This window comes from Helicobacter canadensis MIT 98-5491, from assembly GCF_000162575.1.
GTDB classification, from domain to species: Bacteria; Campylobacterota; Campylobacteria; order Campylobacterales; family Helicobacteraceae; genus Helicobacter_D; species Helicobacter_D canadensis.
Genome location: NZ_CM000776.2, coordinates 1,313,645 through 1,337,145, shown reverse-complemented (window position 1 = coordinate 1,337,145; position 23,501 = coordinate 1,313,645). Strand labels below are relative to the sequence as shown.

29 protein-coding genes are annotated in these 23,501 nt (G+C 33.8%); 8 read left to right on the top strand and 21 right to left on the bottom strand.

The annotated features are described in order from the left end of the window. Positions 1 to 10: 10 nt before the first annotated feature. On the top strand, positions 11 to 229 hold the full coding sequence (locus HCAN_RS06580) for a hypothetical protein (RefSeq protein ID WP_006656326.1): 219 nt from the start codon (positions 11 to 13) through the stop codon (positions 227 to 229). Here HCAN_RS06580 and HCAN_RS06575 read toward each other — a convergent pair. The 14 genes from HCAN_RS06575 to HCAN_RS06515 form a co-directional block, all read right to left on the bottom strand. Beyond that, a complete protein-coding gene (locus HCAN_RS06575) occupies positions 226 to 1,566 on the bottom strand; it encodes an MATE family efflux transporter (RefSeq protein ID WP_006656325.1) in 1,341 nt (446 codons plus the stop codon). The genes HCAN_RS06580 and HCAN_RS06575 overlap by 4 nt on opposite strands. Next, positions 1,559 to 2,119, bottom strand: a complete 561-nt coding sequence (locus HCAN_RS06570; RefSeq protein WP_006656324.1) for a class I SAM-dependent methyltransferase — start codon at positions 2,117 to 2,119, stop codon at positions 1,559 to 1,561. Before HCAN_RS06570 ends, HCAN_RS06575 begins: the two co-directional genes overlap by 8 nt. Continuing rightward, entirely contained in the window at positions 2,112 to 2,993 is an 882-nt protein-coding gene (locus HCAN_RS06565; protein ID WP_006656323.1) for a carbon-nitrogen hydrolase, read from the bottom strand. The genes HCAN_RS06570 and HCAN_RS06565 overlap by 8 nt, the downstream gene beginning before the upstream one ends. Continuing rightward, the gene (locus tag HCAN_RS08215; RefSeq protein ID WP_006656322.1) at positions 2,993 to 3,154 is read right to left on the bottom strand and encodes a hypothetical protein; all 162 of its coding nucleotides are present in this window, start codon (positions 3,152 to 3,154) and stop codon (positions 2,993 to 2,995) included. The genes HCAN_RS06565 and HCAN_RS08215 overlap by 1 nt, the downstream gene beginning before the upstream one ends. Next, the gene (locus HCAN_RS06560) at positions 3,142 to 3,834 is read right to left on the bottom strand and encodes a ThiF family adenylyltransferase (protein WP_006656321.1); all 693 of its coding nucleotides are present in this window, start codon (positions 3,832 to 3,834) and stop codon (positions 3,142 to 3,144) included. Before HCAN_RS06560 ends, HCAN_RS08215 begins: the two co-directional genes overlap by 13 nt. Then, positions 3,831 to 4,613 (bottom strand): 5'/3'-nucleotidase SurE, encoded by a 783-nt coding sequence (gene surE, locus HCAN_RS06555; RefSeq protein ID WP_006656320.1) that lies wholly within the window; start codon positions 4,611 to 4,613, stop codon positions 3,831 to 3,833. The genes HCAN_RS06560 and surE overlap by 4 nt, the downstream gene beginning before the upstream one ends. A gap of 10 nt (positions 4,614 to 4,623) precedes the next feature. Further along, positions 4,624 to 5,490 (bottom strand): polyprenyl synthetase family protein, encoded by an 867-nt coding sequence (locus HCAN_RS06550; protein WP_006656319.1) that lies wholly within the window; start codon positions 5,488 to 5,490, stop codon positions 4,624 to 4,626. Next, positions 5,462 to 6,544, bottom strand: coding sequence for a DUF7488 domain-containing protein (locus HCAN_RS06545; RefSeq protein ID WP_006656318.1), 1,083 nt, complete (start codon positions 6,542 to 6,544; stop codon positions 5,462 to 5,464). Before HCAN_RS06545 ends, HCAN_RS06550 begins: the two co-directional genes overlap by 29 nt. A 2-nt stretch (positions 6,545 to 6,546) precedes the next feature. Next, on the bottom strand, positions 6,547 to 6,855 hold the full coding sequence (locus tag HCAN_RS06540; protein ID WP_006656317.1) for a YbaB/EbfC family nucleoid-associated protein: 309 nt from the start codon (positions 6,853 to 6,855) through the stop codon (positions 6,547 to 6,549). Continuing rightward, positions 6,848 to 7,216: an aspartate 1-decarboxylase gene (panD, locus tag HCAN_RS06535; RefSeq protein ID WP_006656316.1), complete on the bottom strand. Its 369-nt coding sequence runs from the start codon at positions 7,214 to 7,216 to the stop codon at positions 6,848 to 6,850. Before panD ends, HCAN_RS06540 begins: the two co-directional genes overlap by 8 nt. 91 nt (positions 7,217 to 7,307) lie before the next feature. Continuing rightward, on the bottom strand, positions 7,308 to 8,450 hold the full coding sequence (locus tag HCAN_RS06530) for a glycosyltransferase (RefSeq protein ID WP_006656315.1): 1,143 nt from the start codon (positions 8,448 to 8,450) through the stop codon (positions 7,308 to 7,310). Then, complete coding sequence (locus HCAN_RS06525) at positions 8,441 to 9,559, bottom strand: glycosyltransferase (RefSeq protein WP_006656314.1); 1,119 nt, start codon at positions 9,557 to 9,559, stop codon at positions 8,441 to 8,443. Before HCAN_RS06525 ends, HCAN_RS06530 begins: the two co-directional genes overlap by 10 nt. Then, the gene (locus HCAN_RS06520; RefSeq protein ID WP_006656313.1) at positions 9,556 to 10,485 is read right to left on the bottom strand and encodes a glycosyltransferase family 2 protein; all 930 of its coding nucleotides are present in this window, start codon (positions 10,483 to 10,485) and stop codon (positions 9,556 to 9,558) included. The genes HCAN_RS06525 and HCAN_RS06520 overlap by 4 nt, the downstream gene beginning before the upstream one ends. A 27-nt stretch (positions 10,486 to 10,512) precedes the next feature. Beyond that, positions 10,513 to 12,219 carry an ABC transporter ATP-binding protein/permease gene (locus HCAN_RS06515; protein ID WP_006656934.1) on the bottom strand — a complete coding sequence of 569 codons (1,707 nt, stop codon included), beginning with the start codon at positions 12,217 to 12,219 and terminating at the stop codon, positions 10,513 to 10,515. Positions 12,220 to 12,378: 159 nt separating this feature from the next. On the opposite strand from HCAN_RS06515, the gene tviB reads away from it, so the two are divergent. The 7 genes from tviB (at position 12,379) to cutA (ending at position 18,883) form a co-directional block, all read left to right on the top strand. Continuing rightward, positions 12,379 to 13,632 carry a Vi polysaccharide biosynthesis UDP-N-acetylglucosamine C-6 dehydrogenase TviB gene (gene tviB, locus HCAN_RS06510; protein ID WP_006656311.1) on the top strand — a complete coding sequence of 418 codons (1,254 nt, stop codon included), beginning with the start codon at positions 12,379 to 12,381 and terminating at the stop codon, positions 13,630 to 13,632. Positions 13,633 to 13,758: 126 nt separating this feature from the next. Further along, positions 13,759 to 15,186, top strand: coding sequence for an Asp-tRNA(Asn)/Glu-tRNA(Gln) amidotransferase subunit GatB (gatB, locus tag HCAN_RS06505; RefSeq protein ID WP_006656310.1), 1,428 nt, complete (start codon positions 13,759 to 13,761; stop codon positions 15,184 to 15,186). A 124-nt stretch (positions 15,187 to 15,310) separates the two neighbouring features. Beyond that, positions 15,311 to 17,041 (top strand): M3 family oligoendopeptidase, encoded by a 1,731-nt coding sequence (locus HCAN_RS06500; protein WP_006656933.1) that lies wholly within the window; start codon positions 15,311 to 15,313, stop codon positions 17,039 to 17,041. A gap of 22 nt (positions 17,042 to 17,063) precedes the next feature. Continuing rightward, positions 17,064 to 17,543, top strand: coding sequence for a hypothetical protein (locus HCAN_RS06495; protein ID WP_006656308.1), 480 nt, complete (start codon positions 17,064 to 17,066; stop codon positions 17,541 to 17,543). Between the two features lie 147 nt (positions 17,544 to 17,690). Next, entirely contained in the window at positions 17,691 to 18,272 is a 582-nt protein-coding gene (locus HCAN_RS06490) for a hypothetical protein (protein WP_006656307.1), read from the top strand. After that, positions 18,272 to 18,553: a hypothetical protein gene (locus tag HCAN_RS06485; RefSeq protein WP_006656306.1), complete on the top strand. Its 282-nt coding sequence runs from the start codon at positions 18,272 to 18,274 to the stop codon at positions 18,551 to 18,553. The genes HCAN_RS06490 and HCAN_RS06485 overlap by 1 nt, the downstream gene beginning before the upstream one ends. A gap of 3 nt (positions 18,554 to 18,556) precedes the next feature. Continuing rightward, positions 18,557 to 18,883 carry a divalent cation tolerance protein CutA gene (gene cutA, locus HCAN_RS06480; RefSeq protein ID WP_006656305.1) on the top strand — a complete coding sequence of 109 codons (327 nt, stop codon included), beginning with the start codon at positions 18,557 to 18,559 and terminating at the stop codon, positions 18,881 to 18,883. Between the two features lie 3 nt (positions 18,884 to 18,886). On the opposite strand, the gene HCAN_RS06475 is transcribed toward cutA, so the two are convergent. The 7 genes from HCAN_RS06475 to maf form a co-directional block, all read right to left on the bottom strand. After that, positions 18,887 to 19,111 carry an HP1242/YdcH family protein gene (locus HCAN_RS06475; protein WP_006656304.1) on the bottom strand — a complete coding sequence of 75 codons (225 nt, stop codon included), beginning with the start codon at positions 19,109 to 19,111 and terminating at the stop codon, positions 18,887 to 18,889. A 68-nt stretch (positions 19,112 to 19,179) separates the two neighbouring features. Continuing rightward, the gene (gene argJ / locus HCAN_RS06470) at positions 19,180 to 20,370 is read right to left on the bottom strand and encodes a bifunctional glutamate N-acetyltransferase/amino-acid acetyltransferase ArgJ (protein ID WP_006656303.1); all 1,191 of its coding nucleotides are present in this window, start codon (positions 20,368 to 20,370) and stop codon (positions 19,180 to 19,182) included. Then, positions 20,363 to 21,493 (bottom strand): potassium channel family protein, encoded by a 1,131-nt coding sequence (locus HCAN_RS06465; RefSeq protein ID WP_006656302.1) that lies wholly within the window; start codon positions 21,491 to 21,493, stop codon positions 20,363 to 20,365. The genes argJ and HCAN_RS06465 overlap by 8 nt, the downstream gene beginning before the upstream one ends. Before the next feature lie 20 nt (positions 21,494 to 21,513). Further along, positions 21,514 to 21,702: a 50S ribosomal protein L28 gene (gene rpmB / locus HCAN_RS06460; protein ID WP_006656301.1), complete on the bottom strand. Its 189-nt coding sequence runs from the start codon at positions 21,700 to 21,702 to the stop codon at positions 21,514 to 21,516. A gap of 84 nt (positions 21,703 to 21,786) precedes the next feature. Beyond that, a complete protein-coding gene (locus tag HCAN_RS06455; RefSeq protein ID WP_006656300.1) occupies positions 21,787 to 22,743 on the bottom strand; it encodes an NAD(P)-binding domain-containing protein in 957 nt (318 codons plus the stop codon). Next, on the bottom strand, positions 22,740 to 22,937 hold the full coding sequence (gene ccoS, locus HCAN_RS06450) for a cbb3-type cytochrome oxidase assembly protein CcoS (RefSeq protein ID WP_006656299.1): 198 nt from the start codon (positions 22,935 to 22,937) through the stop codon (positions 22,740 to 22,742). Before ccoS ends, HCAN_RS06455 begins: the two co-directional genes overlap by 4 nt. Continuing rightward, positions 22,934 to 23,485 (bottom strand): septum formation inhibitor Maf, encoded by a 552-nt coding sequence (gene maf, locus HCAN_RS06445; protein ID WP_006656931.1) that lies wholly within the window; start codon positions 23,483 to 23,485, stop codon positions 22,934 to 22,936. The genes ccoS and maf overlap by 4 nt, the downstream gene beginning before the upstream one ends. Positions 23,486 to 23,501 lie beyond the last annotated feature (16 nt).

Sequence of the window (23,501 nt, the reverse complement as noted above, 5' to 3'; positions counted from 1 at the left end):
GAAAATTTATATGAATAGTGTTAGTGGATTTGGTTTAATCTTGGTGTTGATAGTGGCAGTTTCATTTTTAATTGTTATTGCGACTATCATCTCTGTGGCAAGAAGTGGCGATAAACTAACTTCTTTTGAGAAGAAATTTTTAGTTTTTGTGGCAATAGCACTATGTTTGCTAGTTATAGTACTTTATATTATTTCAAATTTGCCTTTGTTTTTTGCTTGGATTGGTTAGACTTTATTTTTTCTCCAAGCTCCTTTTTGAAAGATTTTCCAATACACAAATGCGCGTAAAAATGTCTCTAGGCAAATGCAAAGATAAATATAAGAAATAGGATAATGAAATTTAGCAATTAAATAACAAGGAATCACTCTTAATCCCCAAATCATTAAGGTATTAGTTATTAAGGTGATTTTAGTGATTCCCGCCCCCCTTAATGCACCATCTAAAATACAAATAAAAGCAAATGCGATTTGTGAAATACCAATAGGAATTAAGTATTTTGTGCTTGCTTCAATGGTTTGAATATCATGGGTAAAAAAACTTGAAAGTAAGGGAGCAAAAAAAGTCATAATTAAGCCAATTACCCCCATAAAAACACCTCCTAATAAAAGTGTATTTAAGGTGCTATACTTTGCTTCTAAGGGTTTGTGTGCCCCTAGATTTTGACCCATTAATGCCATAGCAGCAATCATAAATCCAAATCCCGGCATAAAAGCAAACCCTTCGATTCTTGTAGCGATTTGATAACCTGCTAAATTAAAAGTTCCATAAAGTGCTACAAATTTAGCCATTAAAATCATAGATAAGAGTGTAAAAAGTCGCTCACAACCAGATGGAATCCCAACAATAAAAGCGCGTTTTATATAATCAAAATTAATTTTTCCTCTTAGGGAAATTGGGCTTTTTTTGTAACATAGCAAATATAAGAAGAGTGCTAAGGTTTCAATAAAATTGATAATTAAAGTGGCAATAGCAGCACCAATTACTCCAAATTCGGGGATAAATAAAAAGCCAAAAATAAAAATATATTTCAAAATGGGGTTAAAAAGTGTGATAAAAATTTTAATAAAAAAGGGTATTTTTGTCGCCCCAGCAGCAGAAAATGAGGAAATACTCACTTGTTTAATCAAAAGCAAGGGAATGCCAAAAAGTGTCAAGCTTAGATAGGAACTTCCAATTTCTTTGGCTTCATTAGAAATCCCAATCCAGCTAAAAAAATAATCATAGCACAAAAATGCTAACAAGCATAAGGGAATGGAGAGGCAAAAAGCTGCAAAGGTGAGACTTAAGATTACTTCATCGGCACATTTTTTTTGATCTGCACCAAGGAATCTTGAAACCAAAGCACTATTGCCAACAAAAATAATCGTTGTAAAAGCAAAAGCTAACATCATATAATTAAGACTAACTCCCACGGCCACAATAGCATTGGCGCCAAAAACTCCAATAAACATTAAATCAATGGAGAGATTAATAATATCTAAAAGAGAATTTAACCCAGAAGGAATAGCAATGTTGAGAATCTTTTTGCTGCGTTGATTAGAATAAAAATGCAAAAATTTAGGCACGCGCAACAAGCCTAGCAACTAAAGCTAAAGAGTGAGAATCTTGATTTCTGCAAATAAGTTTCTCTTCGTAAAAAAGAATCTCTAAATCTAAAAATGCCCTTAAAAGCTCATTTTTTCGTAAAAGATGAGAAGAATCTGAAGCAAAAGCATTGTGAGATTCATTATCGCTTCTTGCAAAAGTTTCAAAAATCAAAATACCATTTTTTCTAAGTCCTTCAAGGATAGAAGGAAATAATCTACGCTCCAAAAAAAAGCTATTGCAAATGAGATCATAATGATTTTTTTGGATACTAAAGGTATCTAAATCCACGCAAATAGGATTAATATTGACTTCATCTTTAAGGCTTGAAATGGCATAAGTGGAAATATCAACACTATCGACTATAAAGCCATTATCACGCATAAATTTTGAATTTCTCCCCATTCCACAGGCAATATCTAGCGCTCTGCCTTTTTGTGCTTGAGCGATATTTTGAGAAAGAAGTTCTAGTGGAGAGTTTGGAATGGGGTTATTTTGGTGACGCAAATCCCATTTTTCTTTGTCGCTAATCATCAAAACGCTTTAAAATATTTTGATAAGAATCAATGCGTCTATCTCTTAAGAAGGGCCAGATTCTGCGCACTTCTTCACTGCGTTTTTTATCCCATTCAAAATATAAAATTTCTTCATTTTCTACACTTCCAAGTGTTAAAAGCTCCCCTTGTGCACCAAAGGCAAAACTAGATCCCCAAAAGCGTATGCCCTCTAAAACTCCACTTTTATCCTTTTCAAATCCCACGCGATTAATGGCAACTACTGGAATCCCATTTGCTACTGAATGACCTCTTTGGACAGCTATCCAAGCTTCTCTTTGGCGATCTTTTTCTTCTTTAGAATCTGAATCAAACCAACCAATAGCGGTTGGATAAATTAAGATTTCTGCTCCCTTTAAAGCCATACTTCTTGCAGCCTCTGGATACCATTGATCCCAACAAATCAAAATTCCAACCTTTCCAAGGCTTGTGGTAATAGGTGTAAATCCTAAGTCCCCAGGTGTAAAATAGAATTTTTCATAAAATCCCGGATCATCTGGAATGTGCATCTTGCGGTATTTTCCTGCAATCTCGCCATTAGATTCAAAGACTACTGCGGTGTTGTGATAAAGTCCTCTTGTGCGTCGCTCAAAAAGTGAAGTTACAAGCACAATTTTGTGATTTTTAGCAATCTCACTAAAATATTCGCAATCTTCTTCAAAACTTAAGGCATAATCAAAAAAATCCACATTTTCACTTTGGCAAAAATATTCTGTTGTATGTAATTCTTGTAATAAAACAAGATTTGCACCATTTTTTGCCGCTTCTTTGATCATTTTTGCAGTGGTTTGTAAGGTTGCTGTTTTTGTGCCTTTAAAAGCTTGTTGAATAAGCGCAACTTTAATATTTTGCATTAATAGTCCTCATCATTTTCATAATCGCTATCGCTATTATCGTAATCATCCTCATCATAATTGTATTTATCACTATCTTCGTATTTAGAATCATAACCATCATATTCTTCTTCTTCAAAGTCTTCACATTCATCTTCATAACTTTTTGCTAAGATTTGCATACTATCTCCTTTTTTAAAATAATTGAAATGGCTTCACTTGCAAGACGCAATCCAAAGCTTCCTGTAACACCACTAAAGCTTCCTAATTCCTTGCAGTTAGGCGGTTCTGGGCTAAAAACTGCTAGGAAATTCCCCTTAAAGCCTTGCTTTTTTAGCCCCTCGCGGAATTTTCTAGCAAATTTATCCCCATAGGTTTTCCAAATACTAGCGCTTTGAATCTTAGAGGGATCAAGCTTCTTAGCACTTCCTGTGGAAGAAAGAAGCAAGGGTATATTTGGATTTTTGGGGTGATTAGCGAGGGTTAGGGCTAGGGAAATTTTTGCTTCAATATCATCAATGGCATCAATGACAATGTCAAAAGGAGTGAAATCAAAATTTTGAAGAAATTCTTGGGTAATTTTGGTTTCTATGGCTTCTATACCTTGGTATTTTTGGGCTAGGATTTTTACCTTTTTTTCTCCTACGCCTTCAAAAGAACCAATTTGTCTATTTTGATTGGTTTCATCAAAGCTATCATAATCTATAATGCAGATTCTGCCAATTCCTGTGCGATAAAGACAATCAAGAGCGAATCCTCCAACGCCACCCACTCCAAGAATCAAGACACTAGCATTTTGGAGTTTTGCAAAACCATCTTCTTTAAAGAGTAAAAGAGTCCGAGTAAAACGCTTATTTGTCATTGTGTAATCCAATCTTGTAAAGGTTGCATACTTTTTCTAGCAGTAAAATCAAGGGTAATAGGGGTAATGGAGACATAATCATTCATTATGGCATTAAAATCTGAAGATTCTTGTTGATTGCGTTCTTTCCAATTTAGCGGATGAAGTCCTAACCAATAGTATTCTTCTCCGCGAGGATTTCTGTGTAAATGTGCATCATTTCCATAGAGCCTAATTCCAAGTTCTGTGATTTTCATTCCCTTGCATTGTTCTTTTGAAATCTGTGGAATATTGACATTTAAAAATTCTCTTTTTTGAAGAGGGAAGCCATTTTCTAAGATTTTTTTTGCAAGGTTATAAATAGTTTCCTTTGCAAGAGAAAAATCAAATCCAAAGCAGTTTTTATCTTGTAAAACTTGAGAAATAGCTATAGAAGGAATATCGTGTAAAACGCCCTCCATAGCTGCACTTGCGGTTCCTGAATAACTAACATCTTCGCCCATATTGGATCCTATGTTGATTCCACTTACAATTAAATCTGGCTTAAATCCTTCTTCATAAAGTGCGTGGAGTGAGAGATAAATGCAATCTGTTGGCGTTCCATCATCAAGCTTATAGAAGTCATCATCAAGTTTTATAAATCTTAAGGGACGCGTTAATGTCATTCCATGTCCACACGCAGATTTTTCACTCGCAGGAGCGACAATTACAATATGACCTAATGGAGCTAAAGCTTCCCTAAGTGCTAGTAATCCTGGGGATTGATAGCCATCATCATTGGCGATTAATATTCTTTTCATAGATACCTCATTAAAATGTAAAATATTCCTCTAAAAGAATTGTTAAAGTTTGATTGGTTTTAGGATTTAGAGATTGGAGCTGCGTTTGTAAAGATTCTTGGAGTTTTTTAGCTTCTATTTTAGCAGTTTCTAATCCCAAAAGATTGACATAACTATTTTTTTCTGAATCATTTTGTGTTGTTTTTCCTGCTTCTTGCGAGCTTTGTGTTGCATCGATAATGTCATCGCGGATTTGAAAAAATAATCCCAAATCCAAGCCAATTTTATAAAGTTTCTGACAGAATTTTTTGTCGCATTTGGCAATGATTCCTCCCATTTGCAATGCAGCCGCAATAAGTTTTGCAGTTTTGTTTAAATGAATGGTGCGTAATTTTTCTAAAGGCAGAGTTTGTTTTTCAAAATAGCAATCCAAAGCCTGTCCTAAAACCATACCATGGATTCCGCCATTATAGCTTAGAATCTCTATGAGTTTATTTTTGATTTTTGGCTTGAGTTTGGATTTGGCAATACAATAAAAGCTATGAGTATTTAGTCCATCGCCAACTAAAATTGCACCGCATTCATCGTATTTATGGTGCAAGGTTGGCACACCTCTTCTTAAAAGAGCATTATCCATTGCGGGTAAATCATCATGAATAAGCGAGTAAGTGTGCAAGATTTCTAGAGCCAATGCAGGTGCAAAGGCTTTGGAAGCAAATTTTGCTTTATTGGCATAAACAACACTTAAAAGCAATTTAGGGCGGAATCGCTTCCCGCCACTTAGCACCATTTCCCAAAGTGCTTTTTCATAATAGGGATGAAAGCTGGGAACTTTTGGGGATTGTGAGATGAGATAAGATTCAAATTCGCTAAAAAGGGAATGAAGTTTCTCTGTCATTCTTTGCCTTTTGTGTATTGACTTCTATAAAAAATTGAAAATCATCGCGAGAGATGAGCCATTTTTGCCTATCATTGACATAATCACCTAAAAAGCGAATGATAGAATCATAATTTTGTGGGACATCTTTTTGATTGATTCTTAAAACCTTATCACCAACTTCTAGTTTTTCAAATCCATTTTTGGCACTAGGTAGCACTTGTGTAATTGTGAAATCATTGGAAATTTCTATACCTACTCTTTCAAAAAAATCTTCTTTCAAAAGCATACCGCCGCGTCGTTTATCTACTTTTACAGAGAGATTTTGCACTATACCATTGCGTTCTATTCTAACAGGAATGGTAGAGCCTTCTTTTAAATCCAAGACTACGCGGTTAAATTGGCTGACATTTGGGATGGCTTCTCCATTAATCATCATAATAATATCGCCGTATTCAAAAGGATTGTTATTAAAAAATGGATCAATGAGATTAACTTCAACTCTATCTTGTGGGTTTTGAAACACTCTAATGCCAATATCACCATAATAAATGGGATTATTGATAAAGCGATCAAGATACTTTTTTTCTAAAAATTGATTTTTACCAATTCCAATCCCATAGCTTTGTTCGCAAATGGTATTAATAAGACTATTTTGAAAGGTTGGGACATTTAAAGTGGCAAAATCAATAGGACTTTGCATTCTTGTTGAAATCTTCCCACTAACATTATTAGCAGGAGTGATGCTAGCAGTTTCATCTTCTAGCATTTCATTGTTGATTTCTTTTAGGGAAATAGGACTTAAATTGGTTTTTGATTCTAGGAGATAAAAACCTAAAAAAGGATCGTGCTTAAGGATTTTGTAGCCTTTTGGGGCGGCATTTGGAGAATAAAAAAACAATATGCTTTTTGTAGGGAGTTTAGCATCTTTTTGTAAGGGTTTTATTGCGATTCCATAGCTTTGACCTATTTTTTCCATAGAAAGTGTAGCTTTGGCTTGACAAGCACTAAAATCATAAGCGACAAGTTTAACACTTAGGATAAGGCTACAAATTAAAAGCAAGATTTTTTTCATTTTTAACCTTTAAAAGGAAAGTTTCCAAGATTTCCAAGCATTCCCATTGCCATTTTTTTCTTATTTCCCTCCACACTTTTAAAAACATCATTAATTGCACTCATTAATAAAATTTGAAGCGATTCTTTGTCTTCTAGCAAGGAATCATCAATGCTAATATCTATGATTTCTCCCTCGCCATTAGCACTTACACTCACTAATCCTCCTCCACTTTTGGCACTAAAGGTGAGATTTTTGTTTTCTTCTTGTGCATTTTTGAAATTTTCTTGTAAATTCTCTAGGGTTTTTGCTAAGTCTTCTGGATTAAACATTTTTTAATTCCTTTTTAATTTGAATGATTTGATTGCTTTCATCTACCAAAACAACTTTAGGTTCGTAGTTTTCTAGTTCTTCTTTTGAGAATTGAGCATAAGCCATAATGATAATTTTATCTCCAATTTGCACTTTTCTAGCAGCGGCGCCATTGAGACAAATATCACCATTTTTGCCCTCAATAACATAGGTAGAAAATCTCTCGCCATTATTGATATTAACAATATCAACCTTTTGACCCTCTAAAAGCCCCGCAGCTTTCATAAGCTGAATATCAATCGTAATGGAGCCGACATAATTAAGATTGGCATCGCTCACTCTAGCACGATGAATCTTGCTATAAAGCATCGTAAAATTCAAAACTTATCCCTTGTTTTTGACTTTAAAAATTGTTGATATTTTAGCACATTTTAGAGTATTTTTTAAACATTTATAATTTTAATTGTTTCTTTTATTTTAATTCTAGCCATTTTTTATAGAGTGGTAATTGATGGGTGATGCTAAAGGTTTTGGCTTGAGATAAAAGATTTTCTTTTTTGAAAAAAGCAGGATTTTCTAAAGCCCAATTAATAGCTTCTATCATTATTTCTTTATTATTAAGAGGCGTGGTGATACCGCATTTGCCGAGTTTAAAATTTTGCATTTTTTGGGTGCTTTGTAAAATCATTTGGGGCGCACAATCAGTCGTGATAACAGGAATCCCTAAGGCTAATGATTCAACTAAAACATTGGGGAATCCCTCGTGATTGGAGGCAAAAAGAAAGAAGTCTGCACAGCTAAGTGGCGCATAGGGATTGGTAGTTGCTCCTAAGAGTGCAATGTGATTTGCAAGATTAAGTGCATTAATTTGTGTTTGCAAAGATTCTCTTAGCACACCTTCTCCAAGAATAAATAAAAAGATATTTTTATCTTTGAGTGCAGCTAGTGCGTTAATTAATAAGGTGTGATTCTTGCCCTCATCAAGTCTGCCAATACTAACAAAGATTTTTTTACCCTCTAGTTTTTTGGCTAGAATTTTTTCTTTGAGTGGCGTGTTTTCTTGGCTTAGATTCTGGATTTTTTCAAGATCAAAGCAGTTTGGGAGTAGGGTTGTTTTAGATTTTGGAATCTGGAAATTTGAGATTAGATCTTGCAAGTTTTGTGGGGAGTTAGCCGAAATTTTATCTGCCCTTTTATAGAGAGTTTGGATAAGAAAGCGATTGATTTTGGATTGCAAGTTTCCATAACCATATTGTTTGCTAGGATAGCTGCGTTCTGAAATGAAGATTTTTGGTTTTTTGGTGAAAAAAGAAGCAAGAATGTTGATATAGTTTGGGCGTGTCATAAGTGAAAAAGAATGCGTGCAATTACGAATAATCTTAGAGTATTTATAGGCTAAAATAGGGATTTTAATGAGTTTTTTAAGTCCACTTTCGTGAGTGGAATTTTTACCTAAAATGACTTTGGTTACATTGCTAGGGATATTGTAATGACAAATATCTTCTAGTAAGACAAGCGTGATTGGGTATTCTTTACTTAGGGCTTCTAAAAGTAGGGAAGTGATTCTCTCTGCACCACCTGGACCAAGTGAGTAAATAAGGATAACTAGAGACATTGTTTTAATTCTTTGAGAGTGGATTCGACCATTTTTTGGGCAGAGAAATTTTGTAAAATATGTTCTCTAGCTTGTTTTTTTAGTTTTTGTAGAGAATCTTTTTGAAGTGTTAGGATAGAATTAAGCCCTTTGCAAAAAGATTCTAAATCTTTTTTGGGGAAATAGTAGGGATAATTTTGTCCAAAATTAGCAATAATTTTACTTTCCCCAACATCGCTAACAAGTGGAATACATTCACACGCCATTGCTTCGGCAATAGAGTTTGAAAAACTCTCGGTATAAGATGTTGAGAGAATACAATCAAAGAGAGAATAAAATATTTGCGTGTCTTTTTGGATGCCTAAAAATAAAAATTGTTTTTTAAATTCTCCTAAGATTGTCTCGCACTCTTTTAGAATCTCCACATTGATTTTTCCAATAGCAATAAAAAAAACTTTCTGATTCTTGGCTAAAATTTCTCTAGCACCTTTTGCTAGTAATGGATAATCTTTAACTTTATCCATTCGTGCAGCTATCCCAAAAATAAAGGCATCTTCAGGGATTTGTAGGGAGCTTTTAAGGGTGTTAGATGGCTTGGGAAAAAATTTGGTTGTATCAATGCCATTGTAAATAATCTTGGCTTTTTCCATATGATACCCAATATTTTTATAAAAACTAATGGCATCGCTAGAGTTGCAAATAATAGCCGTTGCTTTAGAACTTAAGAACTTTTGTAAATAAAAATAAATTTTAGAAAATAGTGAAAGCCTTGTTATATCAATTCCGCTAGAGCGGAATCCCCAAATAACAGGAATTTTTAAAAAGCTACTAGCTAAAAGGCTAAAAAGGTTGGAATCGGGCATAAAAGCATAAATACAAGCGGGTTGAAATTCTTTTAAAAGTTTGCGATAACGCCATAAAAATAAAAAATCTCCTTTGCCTTTTTTGTGAAGACAAAAATGTGGGATTCCTTTGATTTCATCAACTAATTCACCCCCGCTATAAAGAGTGCAAAGTAACAAATCCACTTCTTGTTTTTGAGCTAATCCGCGTGCTAGTAATACCCATTGTCTCTCAGCTCCGCCAATAAAAAGAGAGCGGATAACAAGTAGAATCTTTGTTTTTTTCATTTTTCGATTCTTTGACGCACATTAAATCGTGGAATAAACGATTTAGGCAAACATAAATAAGTAAGTGCTTTGATGGCTTTTAGGTTGGGATAAATAAGAAAACTTTGTAAAATCTTTTTAAAAGCGTGTTTATTATCTCCGCCTTGCTTGTAGAGTAATGCTGCCATTGCACAGAGTTCAGCTAGGTATTTGGGGCAGAATTCTTTGCGTTCTTTATAGAATAATAAAATGTCTTGTTCGTAATTTTTAACCATTTCAAGGGGTTGGTATTTCATATTATGGGTAAGGGATTCGGCGTGTATTCGATAAAATTTCAAAGGGCGATGGAGATAAAAACAGGGGCTTTGCTTGTGCATTCTAAGCCATAAAAGTCCGACATTTCCACGCTTTAGATTTTCATTAAAACGCCTTGTTCCAAGCAATTTTCTTTCAAAAAGTGTGATAAATTCTCCTTCTAGCTTACCGCATAAAACTTCTTTAAAAGACACTTCTCGTGTTTCATTGATACCTTTGCCAGAGAGAAATCCATCATCGCTTCTTGTGCAGTTTGCAAGAATGATTCCATAATGTTTGTTGAATTGCAAATAAACTTCTACCATTTGAGAAATAGCTTCTTTAAAAAGTAAATCATCATCATCTAAAAGCAATACCAAATCCCCGCTTGCATAATCTAAGCCATTATTGCGATTCCCAGCAGAACCTTTAGAGTGAGCATTTTGGACAACTTTAATATTAGGATGATCTTGGGCGTATTCACAGGCAAAGGCAAAGGTATTATCGCTTGATCCATCATCGCTAATAATGATTTCTAAATTTGGATAATCTTGTTCAAGGATACTCTCAATGGCTTCTGTAAAAAAGTATTCGCGGTTAAAAGTCGTAAGAATGACGCTCACCTTGGGAAGAGCTATATCTTTAGAAATCATTTGCGTCCTTGTTTTTGAAATCGTATTTTATAAATCGTCATAAGAAATCTTTTTTGGAATCCCTTTTTTAATTTGATAAATGGAATCGCATTTTTGAATAGTGCTTAGGCGGTGTGCTATGATGAGTAAAGTTTTGTTTTGGGAGATTTGATAGATTTCTTCCATAATTTTTTGTTCGGTTTGATTATCTAAAGCGCTTGTCGCTTCATCTAAGACAAGAATCTCAGGATCTCCATACAATGCTCTTGCAATAGCAATTCTTTGTTTTTGTCCGCCACTAAGTGCGATTCCGCTATCTCCTACTTGAGTGTGGATACCCTCTTTGGTTGTTAGAAAATCGTAAATATTGGCTAATTTTAAGCAATTTATCATTTTTTCTTCATTAAATTCCCTGCCAAAGGCGACATTATCTGCGACATTACCATCAAAGAGATAGACATTTTGTGGAATATATCCTATTTTGCTTCTCCAACTTTTAAGATTTTTATCGCAAAGCTTGGTTTGATCAATGTAAATTTCTCCACTATTTGGTTCTAAAAGGCTGATAATGAGATCCACTAATGTGCTTTTTCCACTACCTGATTCTCCAATAAAGGCAGTTTTGGAGCCTTTTTTGAGAGTTAGATTTACATTTTCTAACACCTTTTTATCTTGTGTATAGCCAAAACAAATATTTTTAAGTTCAATTTTTTCGCAGAATTCAATTTTTTCATCACCTAGTTTTTTGGTTTGCATTTGAATATCTTGATAGATGATTTCTAAAGAGCGGTAGTTAAAAAGGATTTTATTGTATGAATCTAAAATCCGATTAATAGAAGGTAAAAGCCGATAGAGAGCAAGGACATACATTGATAATAAAGGGAGATAAGCCGACATATTTTTGCCATCGGTGATAAAGAGATACAAGACAACAGCAATCATCATACAAAATCCAATGGCTTCCAGTAAAAGGCGAGGAATATGAAAAAAAGTTTGATTTTTGATATTAGCCAATGAATAACCCCAAGAGCTTTGAGTAAAATTGTCCAAAATGGTTTGGTTGTTGCTTTGAAGTTTGATGATTTTATAGTTTCCAAAACTACTTGCAAGACTTTCAAAGAAGCTTTTTTGGTAGAATTCTTTTTGTTTGCCTTGTTTTTTGATTTTTTGTGAGACAAATTTACTCATTAAAAGCCCAAAGAATCCAAGCATAATGGTAAGCCCTAGCGTGATTTTAAAATTAACAAACAAAAGCGTTCCATAAATCAAAAGCACTACAAATATTTCTGAAGTCATAAATAAAATTGCCGCAAGTAAAATAGTGAAATTATGAGCTTCAGTTGTGATTGTTTTGGTGAGATAACTTGTATTTTTAGTTAAAAAATCTTGGTAATTCATACCTAAATAATTCACAAATAAACGCCCTACAATAAGATGATATCGCCCAAAGGTAAAACGCGCTAAGAGATGTTGATAGATAAGGTTGGTAATACTTCTAAAGCAATAAAATAACAAAAGTGCAATTCCAAAAAAAATAACAAAATGATAAGTGGAATCAAACTTAAAAAGATGATAAAAATAAGCATAATAAGGTTTATTTTCTATTAATGATAAATCGCTTGCTATAGAAATAAAAGGAGCAATAGCAGAGATTCCTATTAATTCAATTAATGAAACAATAAGAGAAATAAAAAGCAAAAAATAAATATAGATTCTATCTTGTTGGGAGAGAATCAAGTTAAGTTTAGCAAACATATTTACCTTTTTTATTTAAAAGATTTTTATAATTATAAAACAAACTTAGTGTGAAATTTTTTAATTTTAGCAGATTTCTTTAAGAAGTTTGTATCTTTATAGGGTTTATTTAACTTAAAATAAAGTAAAATTCTATAAATTTTAAAAAAGGAATAAATAATGAAAACCTTAGCTGTGATTGGACTTGGTTATGTTGGATTGCCCCTAGCTGTAGAGTTTGGAAAGAAATATAAAGTGATTGGATTTGATATTTATCAAAAACGCATTGATGAATTAAAAGAGGGCTATGATAGGACTTTAGAAGTAGGAAAAGAAGAGTTGCAAAGTGCTAAGGGTTTGAGTTATACAACTAATTTAGAAGATTTAAGGGAAGCACAAATTTATATTGTTACTGTTCCTACTCCCATTGATCATTACAATAAGCCCGATTTAACGCCACTTCTTAAAGCTTCTAGTAGTGTGGGTAAAGTGCTAAAAAAAGGCGATATTGTGATTTATGAAAGCACGGTTTATCCAGGTTGCACCGAAGAAGATTGTGTGCCAATTTTGGAGCGTGAGAGTGGATTAAAATTTAATGTAGATTTCTTTTGTGGATATTCTCCAGAGCGAATTAATCCAGGAGATAAGGAGCATCGATTGCCTAATATTAAAAAAGTTACAAGCGGTTCTACACCACAAATTGCTGAAGAAGTCAATGCACTCTATGCGAGTATTATTGTAGCAGGCACTCATAAGGCTTCAAGCATTAAGGTAGCTGAAGCCGCTAAAGTCATTGAGAATTCCCAAAGGGATATTAATATTGCTTTTGTAAATGAACTTTCTTTGATTTTTGATAAAATGGGAATTGACACTCTTGATGTATTGGAAGCTGCAGGGACAAAGTGGAATTTCTTGCCATTTCGTCCAGGGCTTGTTGGAGGGCATTGTATTGGAGTGGATCCTTATTATCTCACACATAAAGCAGAATCATTGGGTTATCATTCTCAAGTGATTCTAGCGGGGCGACATATTAATGATAATATGGGTGTTGTAGTAGCAAATAAAGTGATTAAATTAATGATTAAACAAGCACATCAAATTGTGGGTAGTAAGGTGGCAATTTTAGGGATTACTTTTAAAGAAAATTGTCCTGATATTCGTAATTCTCGCGTAGTAGATATTATTAAGGAATTAAAAGATTTTGATTGTTGTGTTGAAGTGTTTGATCCTTGGGCTGATTTAGCAGAAGTGAAGCATGAATATGGATTGACACTAAAAGAAGTTAAAGACTTTAGAATGCAAGATTATGCCGCGGTTATTGTAGCAGTGGCACATAATGAATTTAAAAAGCTTGATTTTAGCAATAAAGGTAAGACAATCGTTTATGATTTAAAGGGAATTTTACCAAAAGAACAAGTGAATGGGAGATTGTAATGCAAAAATAATATTTGGATATTTAACATTTTTGTAAGTTTTATGGAAAACGCATTAAGAAATGAAGAATATCCATTTTTTTAAGCAAAAGATTGATAAAATTTTGTTAAAAAATCAAGGATTTTAATGAGTGCTTATGAGACCATCATCGGACTAGAAGTGCATGTCCAACTTAACACCAAAACTAAAATCTTTTGTTCGTGTGCCACGAGCTTTGGCGCAGAGCCAAATACCAATGTCTGCCCTACTTGCTTAGGACTTCCAGGTGCATTGCCAGTGCTTAATAAAGAAGTGGTAAAAAAAGCTATTGCTTTTGGCACCGCTATTAATGCACAGATTAATCAAAACTCGGTATTTGCACGCAAAAATTATTTTTACCCCGATTTACCAAAAGCCTATCAAATTAGTCAATTTGAAATCCCTATTGTAGGGCGTGGAAATATCGAAATAGAAGTCAATGGTGAGAAAAAAATCATCGGCGTTACACGCGCACATATGGAAGAAGACGCAGGAAAAAATATCCACGAACACGATTGCTCCAAAGTCGATCTAAACCGCGCTTGCACGCCGCTTTTGGAGATTGTGAGTGAGCCAGATATGCGTAGCAGTGATGAAGCAATTGCATATCTAAAAAAGCTCCACTCTATCGTGCGATTTTTGGATATTTCTGATGCGAATATGCAAGAAGGAAGTTTTCGCTGTGATGCCAATGTTTCTATCCGCCCAAAAGGAGATTCTAAACTCTATACGCGCGTAGAAATTAAAAATCTTAATTCATTTAAATTTATCCAAAAAGCTATCGAATACGAAGTGGAGCGACAGATTGAAGCGTGGGAAGATGGCAAGTATCAAAGCGAAGTAGTGCAAGAAACGCGTCTTTTTGATACTGCAAAAGGCATAACGCGATCTATGCGTGGCAAAGAGGAAGCTGCGGATTATCGCTATTTTCCTGATCCAGATTTATTGCCTGTATATATTGATGAAGTGCTTATGAAAGAGGGGAGAGAGATTCCAGAAATGCCTGATGAAAAAAGAGAGCGCTATGTGCGAGAATTTGGCATTAAACCCTATGACGCAGGGGTGCTTACCTCTAGCCTAGAGCTAACACAATATTTTGAATCTATGCTTGGGTTTGGTGCAAGTGCCAAAGGTTCTCTCACTTGGCTTACCACAGAGCTTTTAGGGCGTCTAAAAGGTGAGAATACTTTGCAAACTTGTGGGGTAGATTCACGCACGCTTGCGACTTTGGTGTGTCGCATTGATGAATCCAAGATTAGTGGCAAAAGTGGCAAAGAAATTTTAGATGTCTTGGTGGAGCAAAAAGGCGGTGATGTAGATAGCCTTATAGATTCTATGGGATTAGCACAAGTTAATGATGATAGTGCGATTCTTAGTGCTATAGAATCTGTGCTATCTGCCAATGCCGATAAAGTCGCGGAATACAAAAGTGGCAAAGATAAACTCTTTGGATTTTTTGTCGGTCAAGTGATGAAAAATAGCAAGGGAGCAAATCCTGCTAGAGTAAATGAGCTTTTAAAAGAAAAATTACAATAATGAGTTTGATTTTAATGCAAGAGATTCTAAGGGGTGAATTTGTATTAAGATTGGGCGAGATTTAAAGGACAAAATTATTAAATTTTATGCAGATTTATGCAATCAATAATATTTAGGAGAGTTTATGTGTAATTCACAAGATTTGTGGAATCTTACTCCGCTTTTTTCTAGTAAAGAATCATTAGAAGAATCGCTTTTTAGCGAAATTAATCGCGCAGTCAAGTTTGAGCAACAATACAAAGGACAATTAGCTACGCTTGATTACCATTCTTTTTCTCAAGCTATTAAAGGGTATGAAAAAATTTGTGAGAATCTATCAAGAGTAATGACTTATGCATTCTTATGTTTTGCAGCTAATACGAAAGAGGGTGCATTTTTAGCAAAATGTGAAATGGAAGTTAATAAAGCACAAGATAAATTATTGTTTTTTGATTTGGAATTTAATGCATTAGAAGAATCGCAAAAAAAAGATTTAATTTGCAATGTGAAAGAATATAGCTATTATTTGGAGCTTTTGGCTAAAAATGCAAAGCATCAACTCACTTTACCTGAAGAAAAAATACTGCTTAAAACGCAACCTGTAGGCGTAGATAGCTTCAAACGCCTTTTTGATGAGCATTTAAGTCGCTTGAAGTTTGAATTTCAAGGTAAACAATTAAGTGAAGAGGAGATTCTAAGCTTTCTTTATGATAAAAATCAAGCGATGAGAAAAGAAGCAGCAAAATCCCTTAGTGTAACCTTGAAAGAGAATTTGGAGCTTTTGGCTTATATTTATAATGTGGTGCGTAAAGATTTGAGAATCACAGCAGAATTAAGGGGCTATAAAACACTAGAAGAATCACGCCACAATGATAATCAAATTACCCAAAAAAGCGTAGATAGTATGGTTAAGACTATCAATGATTCAGTGGGGATTGTGGAGGAGTATTATTCTTTAAAAGCAAAGCTTTTAGGGTTAGAGAAATTATATGACTATGATCGTTATGCTCCACTTTTATGTAGTGAAGATTCGGAATTTCCTTATGAAGAATCAAAAAAAATCGTTTTGGAAACTTTTAGGGAGTTTTCACCGAGATTCTATGAGATTGCCAAAAAGGCTTTTGATGAAGGGTGGATTGATTCGCATCCAAGAGAAAACAAAAGAGGAGGTGCTTTTAGTCATAGTGCAGTGCCAAGTGTGCATCCCTATTTAATGTTAAATCATACTAACAAAAGACGAGATGCTTTCACAATGGCTCACGAATTAGGGCATACGATTCATCAATATCTTTCTTATAAAGTTGGTTATTTGAATGCAGACACTCCTTTGACAACGGCCGAAACTGCTTCTGTTTTTGCTGAAATGCTTTTGTTTGATAAAATGAAAGAAATGTTGCCAAAAGAAGAAAAGATCGCGCTTTATGCGGGGAAATTGGAAGATATTTTTGCGACACTCTTTAGACAAAATGTTTTTACTAATTTTGAAAGAAGAGTGCATCAAGAAGAAGCAGAGTTAAGTGTAGAAGAATTTAGTCAAATATGGCAAGAAGAGAATCAAAAAATGTTTGGCAAGAGCGTGATTTTGACCGAGGATTATCGGTTGTGGTGGTCTTATATTTCTCATTTTATTCATACTCCTTTTTATTGCTATGCGTATAGTTATGGGCAACTTTTGGTTATGGCGCTTTTTGGCGTTTATAAAAAAGAAGGAAAGAGTTTTGTAGGGAAATATGAGGAGTTTTTAAGTTTAGGTGGTAGCAAATCCCCAAGGGAATTAGTAGGTATTTTTGGCTTAGATATTGAAGATGATAATTTTTGGAAAATAGGGATTAAAGAAGTGGAATCATTGCTAAAAGGATTAAAAGCGATTTTATAAAGAAAAAAGGGAGATAATAACTATGAATTTAGATAAAATCTTGCACGATAAAAAATTTGTAGAGCTTAATAAATCGCATTGCCGTGAGATACTAGAGTATCTAATTCATAAAAAAATTAATTTTTCCATTGTTTGCAATGTTTCTTGTGTGAAGTTTGAACCAGAGCTTCCAAGTGAAATTAAAGCAGCTTTTAGTGAGCTAACCGTATTTATTTTGGCGGGTTATACTTTTGAGAGTTTGGAGCTTGATGAGAATAATCTCTATTTTGAAGCAGGGTTTGGTGAAGAAAATTTGGGTAGTTTTGTAACAACTCCTCTAGAATCTATTGTTCAAATTTTGCTTCCTAATGAGACAGATATTCGTGCTGATTTTTGCGTTTTTATTAATCTTTTAGCGACTTATGCTACACCTAAGAGTAAGGATAATTTTAGTGATGAAGGGGTTAATAGTTCTATGAAAGCTTTATTGTCAAATCCAAAAAATCATAAATTTAAAAGATAAAATGGGTTATATTTGGATTCTCTTTAAGAGTAGTGTATGGAAAAGAAAAGAAGCTTAAAAATATTCTGATTTGATGTGCAGACAGATTATTTATCTTATTTTTCAAAATTGCAAATTTGAGAAAAATTTCACAATAAAGAGAGTGTAATGAAGGAGTGTATTTTATTGCATAAAGTTTTTTACTCTAAAAGTGTTTTTATATTGATAAAAGATTTAAAGAATCTTTGTCAAAAAGTGGAGATTCCATTGACTGAAACGCTAAAAATTCGTTGTGAGAATCGATTATTGACTTTTGTGGATGAGTTAAAGTGTTATGGACTTTTAGCAGAAGCCAAGAGAAAAAAGAGTAAGCCTCTGATATATGATAGTCAAACTATGCTTGGAATTTGGAATTTTTTTAAAAAATATTATGAGTATTTGGAATTTAAAGAACAATTATTGAAGGATTTTGGCATAGAAGTAGATATTTTAGAATTGGAGGAATGTTTTGCTTTTATACTAGAAGCGATTTTGCAAAAGATTAAGGGGTTAAACAATAAAAATAGAAAAGAAAGTTTTAAATGTGTATTTTTATTAGATAGAGAGTTAGAAAGTGAAAATATTTTTAGATGCGATGATTTAGAGATTTCAATCTTGCTTATTCCTCAAGTATTTTTAGTGATATTTGAAGAGTGTAGAGTAATTAATCTTTTGCTTGATCAACATATTATAACTCCAAAGATGTTTTAATGATTACTATTTTAAAAGTTATTATATCATTAATTATTGCGATGATTTGGTATCAGCTTACTTCAAATCAAGAGACTGCTATTTTCTTTTTTATTTTAATGTTGATTATTTTTTTTATTCGCCCTATTGCTTACCAGAGTCCTACAGAAAGGCAAGAATATTTAGAAAAATTTCGTAAAGCAAAAGAAAGACAAGTCAATATCGAGCAACTTCGTAGAGAAGAAAAAAAGAAAGCACAAGAAGAACGCAATAGAAAAAAGTCTAAAGAAACAAAGGAGTAGCCAATGTCTTTGATGCTCTTACAGACAACCACAACAGAAGAAAACTCTCAAGTATTAATGAAAGATGCCTTAAAGAGTGGTTTGGTTTCTTGTATTCAAAAAGTGCCTATAGAGAGTTATTATTATTGGGAAAATACCTTAAAACAGGATAAGGAAATTTTATTAACTTTCAAAGTTAATCAAAGTGATTTTGAAAAATTGAGAGTTTTAATAGAAGCAAAGCATATTTATGAGATTCCAGAGATAGTAGGAATGCCTTTAGATTATATTTCTAGCAAATATCAAAGGTGGCATAATGAAACGATAAAAACCCTAAAAGATAAATTTTAGGGTTTATTTTTTGTTTTCTTTATATTCCATAATCATTGCTAAAGCTTCATCTTTTAAGCTAAGCTTTTTCTTTTTTAATTCACTTAGTTCAACATCTGTCGCGTGTTCTCTGCCCTCACTAATGTCTTGTATTTTTTGATCAAGTTCATTGTGTTCATCAAAAATTTTTGCAAAATGTGCATTCTCTTGTTTAAGCGCTGTGATCTCATCTCTGTATTCGTGTAGCATTTTTACTCCTTTAAAATAAAATAATATTATAAACAAAATTGCCTTAAAAACATTAGGTAAAACAAAATTTAAGTGCGATAATCTGCGTTGATTTTTACATATTCATAGCCCAAATCACAACCATAGGCGACAAAAGATTCTTTGCCTAAGCCAATATTGCAAGAGATTTTAAAAGAGTCTTGCTTTAAGACTCTAGCAGCTTTTTCTTCATTAAGGCTATCAAAATAGATTTTACCCTCGCTATACACGCAAATATCTCCAAAATAAATCTCTAAAGTATTAGGATTGCATTCAATCCCACTTGCGCCAATAGTAGAAGCGATTCTTCCCCAATTTGGATCGCAGCCAAAAAGTGCAGTTTTTACTAGCGGAGATTGGCTAAGAGCTTTAGCACAAATCTCAGCTTCCTTTTCTGTTTTAGCACCTTTAACTTCAAAGGCAACAAGCTTAGTAGCACCTTCCCCATCTCGCACAATATCTGTGGCAAGTTTGTGCATAATTTTTTCTAATGCAAAGAGAAACGCTTCTTTATCATAGTTTCCACTTTTTTGGTTACTAAGCAAGAGAATCGTGTCATTTGTTGAAGTATCACCATCGACACTAATGGCATTAAAAGTTGTTTTTGCAGCTTTAAGAAGAAGTGGGCGTATATCTTCTTTGGGGATAGCTGCATCGGTGGTAATAAAACATAACATTGTAGCTAAAGAGGGATTAATCATTCCTGCTCCCTTGCAAATAGCACCAATCTTAAAGCTTCTTGTGTCATCCAAAAAAACTTCAAAAGCAATGGTTTTATTGAAGCGATCAGTTGTCATAATGGCTTGAGAAGCGTTTTGATTATTTTTTGTTTCTAGATTAAAATAACTAAAAGATTGCATTATTTTTTCTTTTGGGAGTTGCACTCCAATAGTGCCAGTTGAGCTCATTATGGGATTGGTGATATGGGGGAAAGTGGTTTGCAATTTTGCTAAGATTTCTTGGATATTTTGGACACCTTCATCTCCAGTTAGCGCATTGGCATTTTTGGAATTAATTAAAACAAAATTGGTTTTAAAATTTTCTCCATATTGCCTAAAATGTGTAATAGGAGCAGCACAAAATTTGTTTTCTGTGAAGATACCTTCCACATCACACAAAGAATCAGCATAAATAAAAGCAATATCGAGTTGTGAATTTGCCTTTAGTCCTGCACTTACTCCATCACAATAAAAGCCAATAGGCGCACAAACTCCATTTTCAATTGGAAAAAGATTAAACATATTTTAACTCCTCTGGTTTATCTTTTTTGGATACTAATTGCTTGGTTAGGCGTATTCCATGTGAGGTTCCAATGACAAGCAATTTGCATTCGCTAGTTACAAGTGTATCTCCATTGGGCATAGAGATAAATTTTCCATCTTTTTGCGTGATTCCAACAATGGAAGTTTGTGTGATCTCACGCAAATGTGATTCTTTTAATTTTTTAAGAACAAGCCAAGAATAGCGTGGAACGACAATTTCTTCTAAATCTAAAGGCGTGTCTTTTTGATAAGCAAAGCGTTCAAGTAAATTTTCCATATCCGGTCTTGTTGCCATTGCATTTACTCTTTGTGCAAAAAGTTTGGATGGAGAGACAACGCAATCTGCACCGAGTTTTTTTAATTTTTCTTCTTCTTCACTATTGTTGGCATTAGCAATGATAAAATAAGGCTTCCTGCCTAATTCCTTTTCATAGAGTCTTACAGAAACGATTTGGGCAATATTATCAGCGATATTGTTAGACAATGCAATCACTCCTCTTGCACTAGATAAATGGGATTTTAGCATTGCAATTTCTTCCAAAGGATCTTCATTGATAAAAAAGGGATAACGATATTTTAGGGCAATGTCTTCTAGTGATTGATGGCTATCAACAACAACAAAAGGAATGTGAGCTTCTCTAAATTGTTTGGAGAGTTGAATAGTGTATTCATTGTGATGACAGATGATAAAATGATTCTTAAGACGCGCAATTTTGTAAATCATACTCCGTTCCTTGATGACTGAGATAAGTTTTCCTCGGTTTAAAGTGTCAATTACGCCAATGACGCAGAAGCTTAAAACAGCAGAACCTGCTAACATAACAATAGCAGTATAAATAATACTCAAAGCATCAAATTCGCTTTCTTTTAAGGCACCAAATCCAGTTGTTGTGAAAGTATAAGAGCTTTGAAAGAATGCTTCAATTAGAGTGTAATCGGTAATGACAATATAACCAAGTGTGCTAAGCAATAATCCTAGAAAAAGTAAAATAAAAGGAAGGCGAAAAGGCTTTAGTTGCTCATATAACAAGCCAGATAAATCAACATCAGGCTTTTGAGTGCCTTCCCAATGAAGAAGTTTTTTGAGTTTTGTGAAAGCCACCACTTAATCCTAAATCAGGATTAAGAGCGTTTTTTCATTGTGCGTAGAGTAGAAGCAGCGATTCTAACTTTTGCAGTTGTGCCATCTTCTAATTTGATTCGAACTACTCTTAGATTAGGTAATGAGCGTTTTTTTGTTTTATTGTTTGCGTGGCTCACATTGTTTCCAACCATTGGACCTTTTCCGCTAAAAACACATCTTTTTGCCATTTTTGTTTCCTTAAGAAATTAAATAAAATAAACCATAGATTCTAGCAGAATCTATGTAAAAAAAACTTTAAAATTACAAAGCTTTTATAATCTCTTTTTAATTTCTTGCACAATATGAAATCCGTGATTGAGTGCAGCTGCAATAGATCCACCATTTTTATAGAGAATATCTCCAGCAATATAAATTTTATTAATTGAACTTTGGTGATTTTCATCAATCAATGGAACTCCATTTTCATCAAGAGCTAGATTACATTTTTTGAGAAAATCAATAGGAGCCATTCCGCCAATAGCATAGACAATTCTATCAAAAGTCTCGCTTGTGCCATCGGTAAAATTCACTTTTGGTTTTCCATTCTCATCTTCAAGACTAGCAATGTCAATACCAAGTTTTGGGGTAATTTTTCCTGCTTTTAAACAAGCATTTAAGTTTTCTTGATTGGTGTCATTAATCCTTGCAAACTCTGTGCGTCTGTAATTAAGTGTTACGGGATTGGTTTCGCTAAGTATGCAAGCATATTCTACAGCAGAGTTTCCTCCACCAACTACAAGAATTTTTTCGCCATTTTTACAGCTATTAGCATTGAAATTTACTACACTTCTAATGGTGCTTGGAATTGAATAAGAAGGCTTGTTAGGTTGTCCCATTTTTCCAATAGAAATAATAATAAATTTTGCTTTAACAGAAGTGTTTTGTGTGGTGTGAATTAAGAAATATTCTCCCTCTTTAGTGATTGATTCGACTTCTGTTTGAAATTGTGCTTCAAAGTTATTTTCAGCAATAATCTCATCAAATAAATCCAAAGTGCTTTCTTTTGTGCCATCGCAAAAATAGATATTTCCATTAAGTTCTACTTTTTGCCCCTTATAATCTTTATCAACGCGTTTGTTATCTTTGTAGAATTTACGAATGGTTGTGGAGTGATTTTCTCCTTTTTCAAATAAGATAACATCTTTAATTCCTAAAATAACAGATTCTACTGCTGATCCAATTCCGCCTGGTCCTCCACCAATAATTGCAATATCATAAATTTCTTTCATTTTTTATCCTTTTTAGTAGGTTTATTATTTGCAGCACGGCGTAAATCTTCTTCATTATCAAACAAAACGCCTTGCATCATTTTCTTCTCATCATCAAATTGCCCATTTTTCAATCCCCAAAGAAATGCGATTAATCCTAAAAGCCCTATAATTAATGAAGTTGCAAGCATAACACCTACCATAGTTGTATTCATAGAAGCTCCAAAAAAGGCTGGATTGCTTCAAAATGCAAACCCATCGCATTGGAAGTGCTACCAATTTGCTTTTTGATGTATTTTTTGTGGAATCCTTCCACCATAACTGCCCCCGCCTTATTTTGCCATTGTTGGCTTTGAAGATAGACTTCCAAATCTTTTAGATTAAAGCTAGAAAATTCATAAGAGGTTTTACTTAGATTAATCAAATAAAATTTACTAGAATGTAAAATGCAACAGCTTAGAATATGGATAGAGTTTCCATTTTGCATTTGGAGAAATTTTTCTGCTTCTTTTTGGTTTTTAGGTTTTCTTTGTAGAGTATTGGCGCATTCTATGACGCTATCAACAACTAAAAGCGGAAGTTCTAAACCATAAGTTTCTAATGCTTTTTTGTGTTTGCAAATTGCAGCAGTATAAACAAAACTTCTTGGGTTAGATAATTCCAAAGTCTCTTCATCAAAGCCATTGTCGCATTGTGTAAAGGCGATTCCATTTTCTTTTAGAATCTGTTGTCTGCTAAGCGAAGTTGAACATAGTCTCAGCACAAAAATCCTTAGAATT

Excerpts from the sequence above, each read along its gene's own strand:
- HCAN_RS06475 (WP_006656304.1), bottom strand. The coding sequence starts at position 19,111 with ATGCTACACGAATACAGAGATGAGATCACAGCGCTTAAACAAGAGAAT.
- cutA (WP_006656305.1), top strand. The coding sequence starts at position 18,557 with ATGTCTTTGATGCTCTTACAGACAACCACAACAGAAGAAAACTCTCAA.
- surE (WP_006656320.1), bottom strand. The coding sequence starts at position 4,613 with ATGAAAAGAATATTAATCGCCAATGATGATGGCTATCAATCCCCAGGA.
- rpmB (WP_006656301.1), bottom strand. The coding sequence starts at position 21,702 with ATGGCAAAAAGATGTGTTTTTAGCGGAAAAGGTCCAATGGTTGGAAAC.
- HCAN_RS06485 (WP_006656306.1), top strand. The coding sequence starts at position 18,272 with ATGATTACTATTTTAAAAGTTATTATATCATTAATTATTGCGATGATT.
- ccoS (WP_006656299.1), bottom strand. The coding sequence starts at position 22,937 with ATGAATACAACTATGGTAGGTGTTATGCTTGCAACTTCATTAATTATA.
- HCAN_RS06525 (WP_006656314.1), bottom strand. The coding sequence starts at position 9,559 with ATGAAAAAAACAAAGATTCTACTTGTTATCCGCTCTCTTTTTATTGGC.
- HCAN_RS06515 (WP_006656934.1), bottom strand. The coding sequence starts at position 12,219 with ATGTTTGCTAAACTTAACTTGATTCTCTCCCAACAAGATAGAATCTAT.
- HCAN_RS06530 (WP_006656315.1), bottom strand. The coding sequence starts at position 8,450 with ATGTCTCTAGTTATCCTTATTTACTCACTTGGTCCAGGTGGTGCAGAG.
- HCAN_RS06495 (WP_006656308.1), top strand. The coding sequence starts at position 17,064 with ATGAATTTAGATAAAATCTTGCACGATAAAAAATTTGTAGAGCTTAAT.
- argJ (WP_006656303.1), bottom strand. The coding sequence starts at position 20,370 with ATGTTTAATCTTTTTCCAATTGAAAATGGAGTTTGTGCGCCTATTGGC.
- HCAN_RS06545 (WP_006656318.1), bottom strand. The coding sequence starts at position 6,544 with ATGAAAAAAATCTTGCTTTTAATTTGTAGCCTTATCCTAAGTGTTAAA.
- gatB (WP_006656310.1), top strand. The coding sequence starts at position 13,759 with ATGAGTGCTTATGAGACCATCATCGGACTAGAAGTGCATGTCCAACTT.
- HCAN_RS06570 (WP_006656324.1), bottom strand. The coding sequence starts at position 2,119 with ATGATTAGCGACAAAGAAAAATGGGATTTGCGTCACCAAAATAACCCC.
- HCAN_RS06565 (WP_006656323.1), bottom strand. The coding sequence starts at position 2,993 with ATGCAAAATATTAAAGTTGCGCTTATTCAACAAGCTTTTAAAGGCACA.
- HCAN_RS06550 (WP_006656319.1), bottom strand. The coding sequence starts at position 5,490 with ATGACAGAGAAACTTCATTCCCTTTTTAGCGAATTTGAATCTTATCTC.
- HCAN_RS06580 (WP_006656326.1), top strand. The coding sequence starts at position 11 with ATGAATAGTGTTAGTGGATTTGGTTTAATCTTGGTGTTGATAGTGGCA.
- tviB (WP_006656311.1), top strand. The coding sequence starts at position 12,379 with ATGAAAACCTTAGCTGTGATTGGACTTGGTTATGTTGGATTGCCCCTA.
- HCAN_RS06540 (WP_006656317.1), bottom strand. The coding sequence starts at position 6,855 with ATGTTTAATCCAGAAGACTTAGCAAAAACCCTAGAGAATTTACAAGAA.
- HCAN_RS06455 (WP_006656300.1), bottom strand. The coding sequence starts at position 22,743 with ATGAAAGAAATTTATGATATTGCAATTATTGGTGGAGGACCAGGCGGA.
- HCAN_RS06490 (WP_006656307.1), top strand. The coding sequence starts at position 17,691 with ATGAAGGAGTGTATTTTATTGCATAAAGTTTTTTACTCTAAAAGTGTT.
- HCAN_RS08215 (WP_006656322.1), bottom strand. The coding sequence starts at position 3,154 with ATGCAAATCTTAGCAAAAAGTTATGAAGATGAATGTGAAGACTTTGAA.
- HCAN_RS06520 (WP_006656313.1), bottom strand. The coding sequence starts at position 10,485 with ATGATTTCTAAAGATATAGCTCTTCCCAAGGTGAGCGTCATTCTTACG.
- HCAN_RS06560 (WP_006656321.1), bottom strand. The coding sequence starts at position 3,834 with ATGACAAATAAGCGTTTTACTCGGACTCTTTTACTCTTTAAAGAAGAT.
- HCAN_RS06500 (WP_006656933.1), top strand. The coding sequence starts at position 15,311 with ATGTGTAATTCACAAGATTTGTGGAATCTTACTCCGCTTTTTTCTAGT.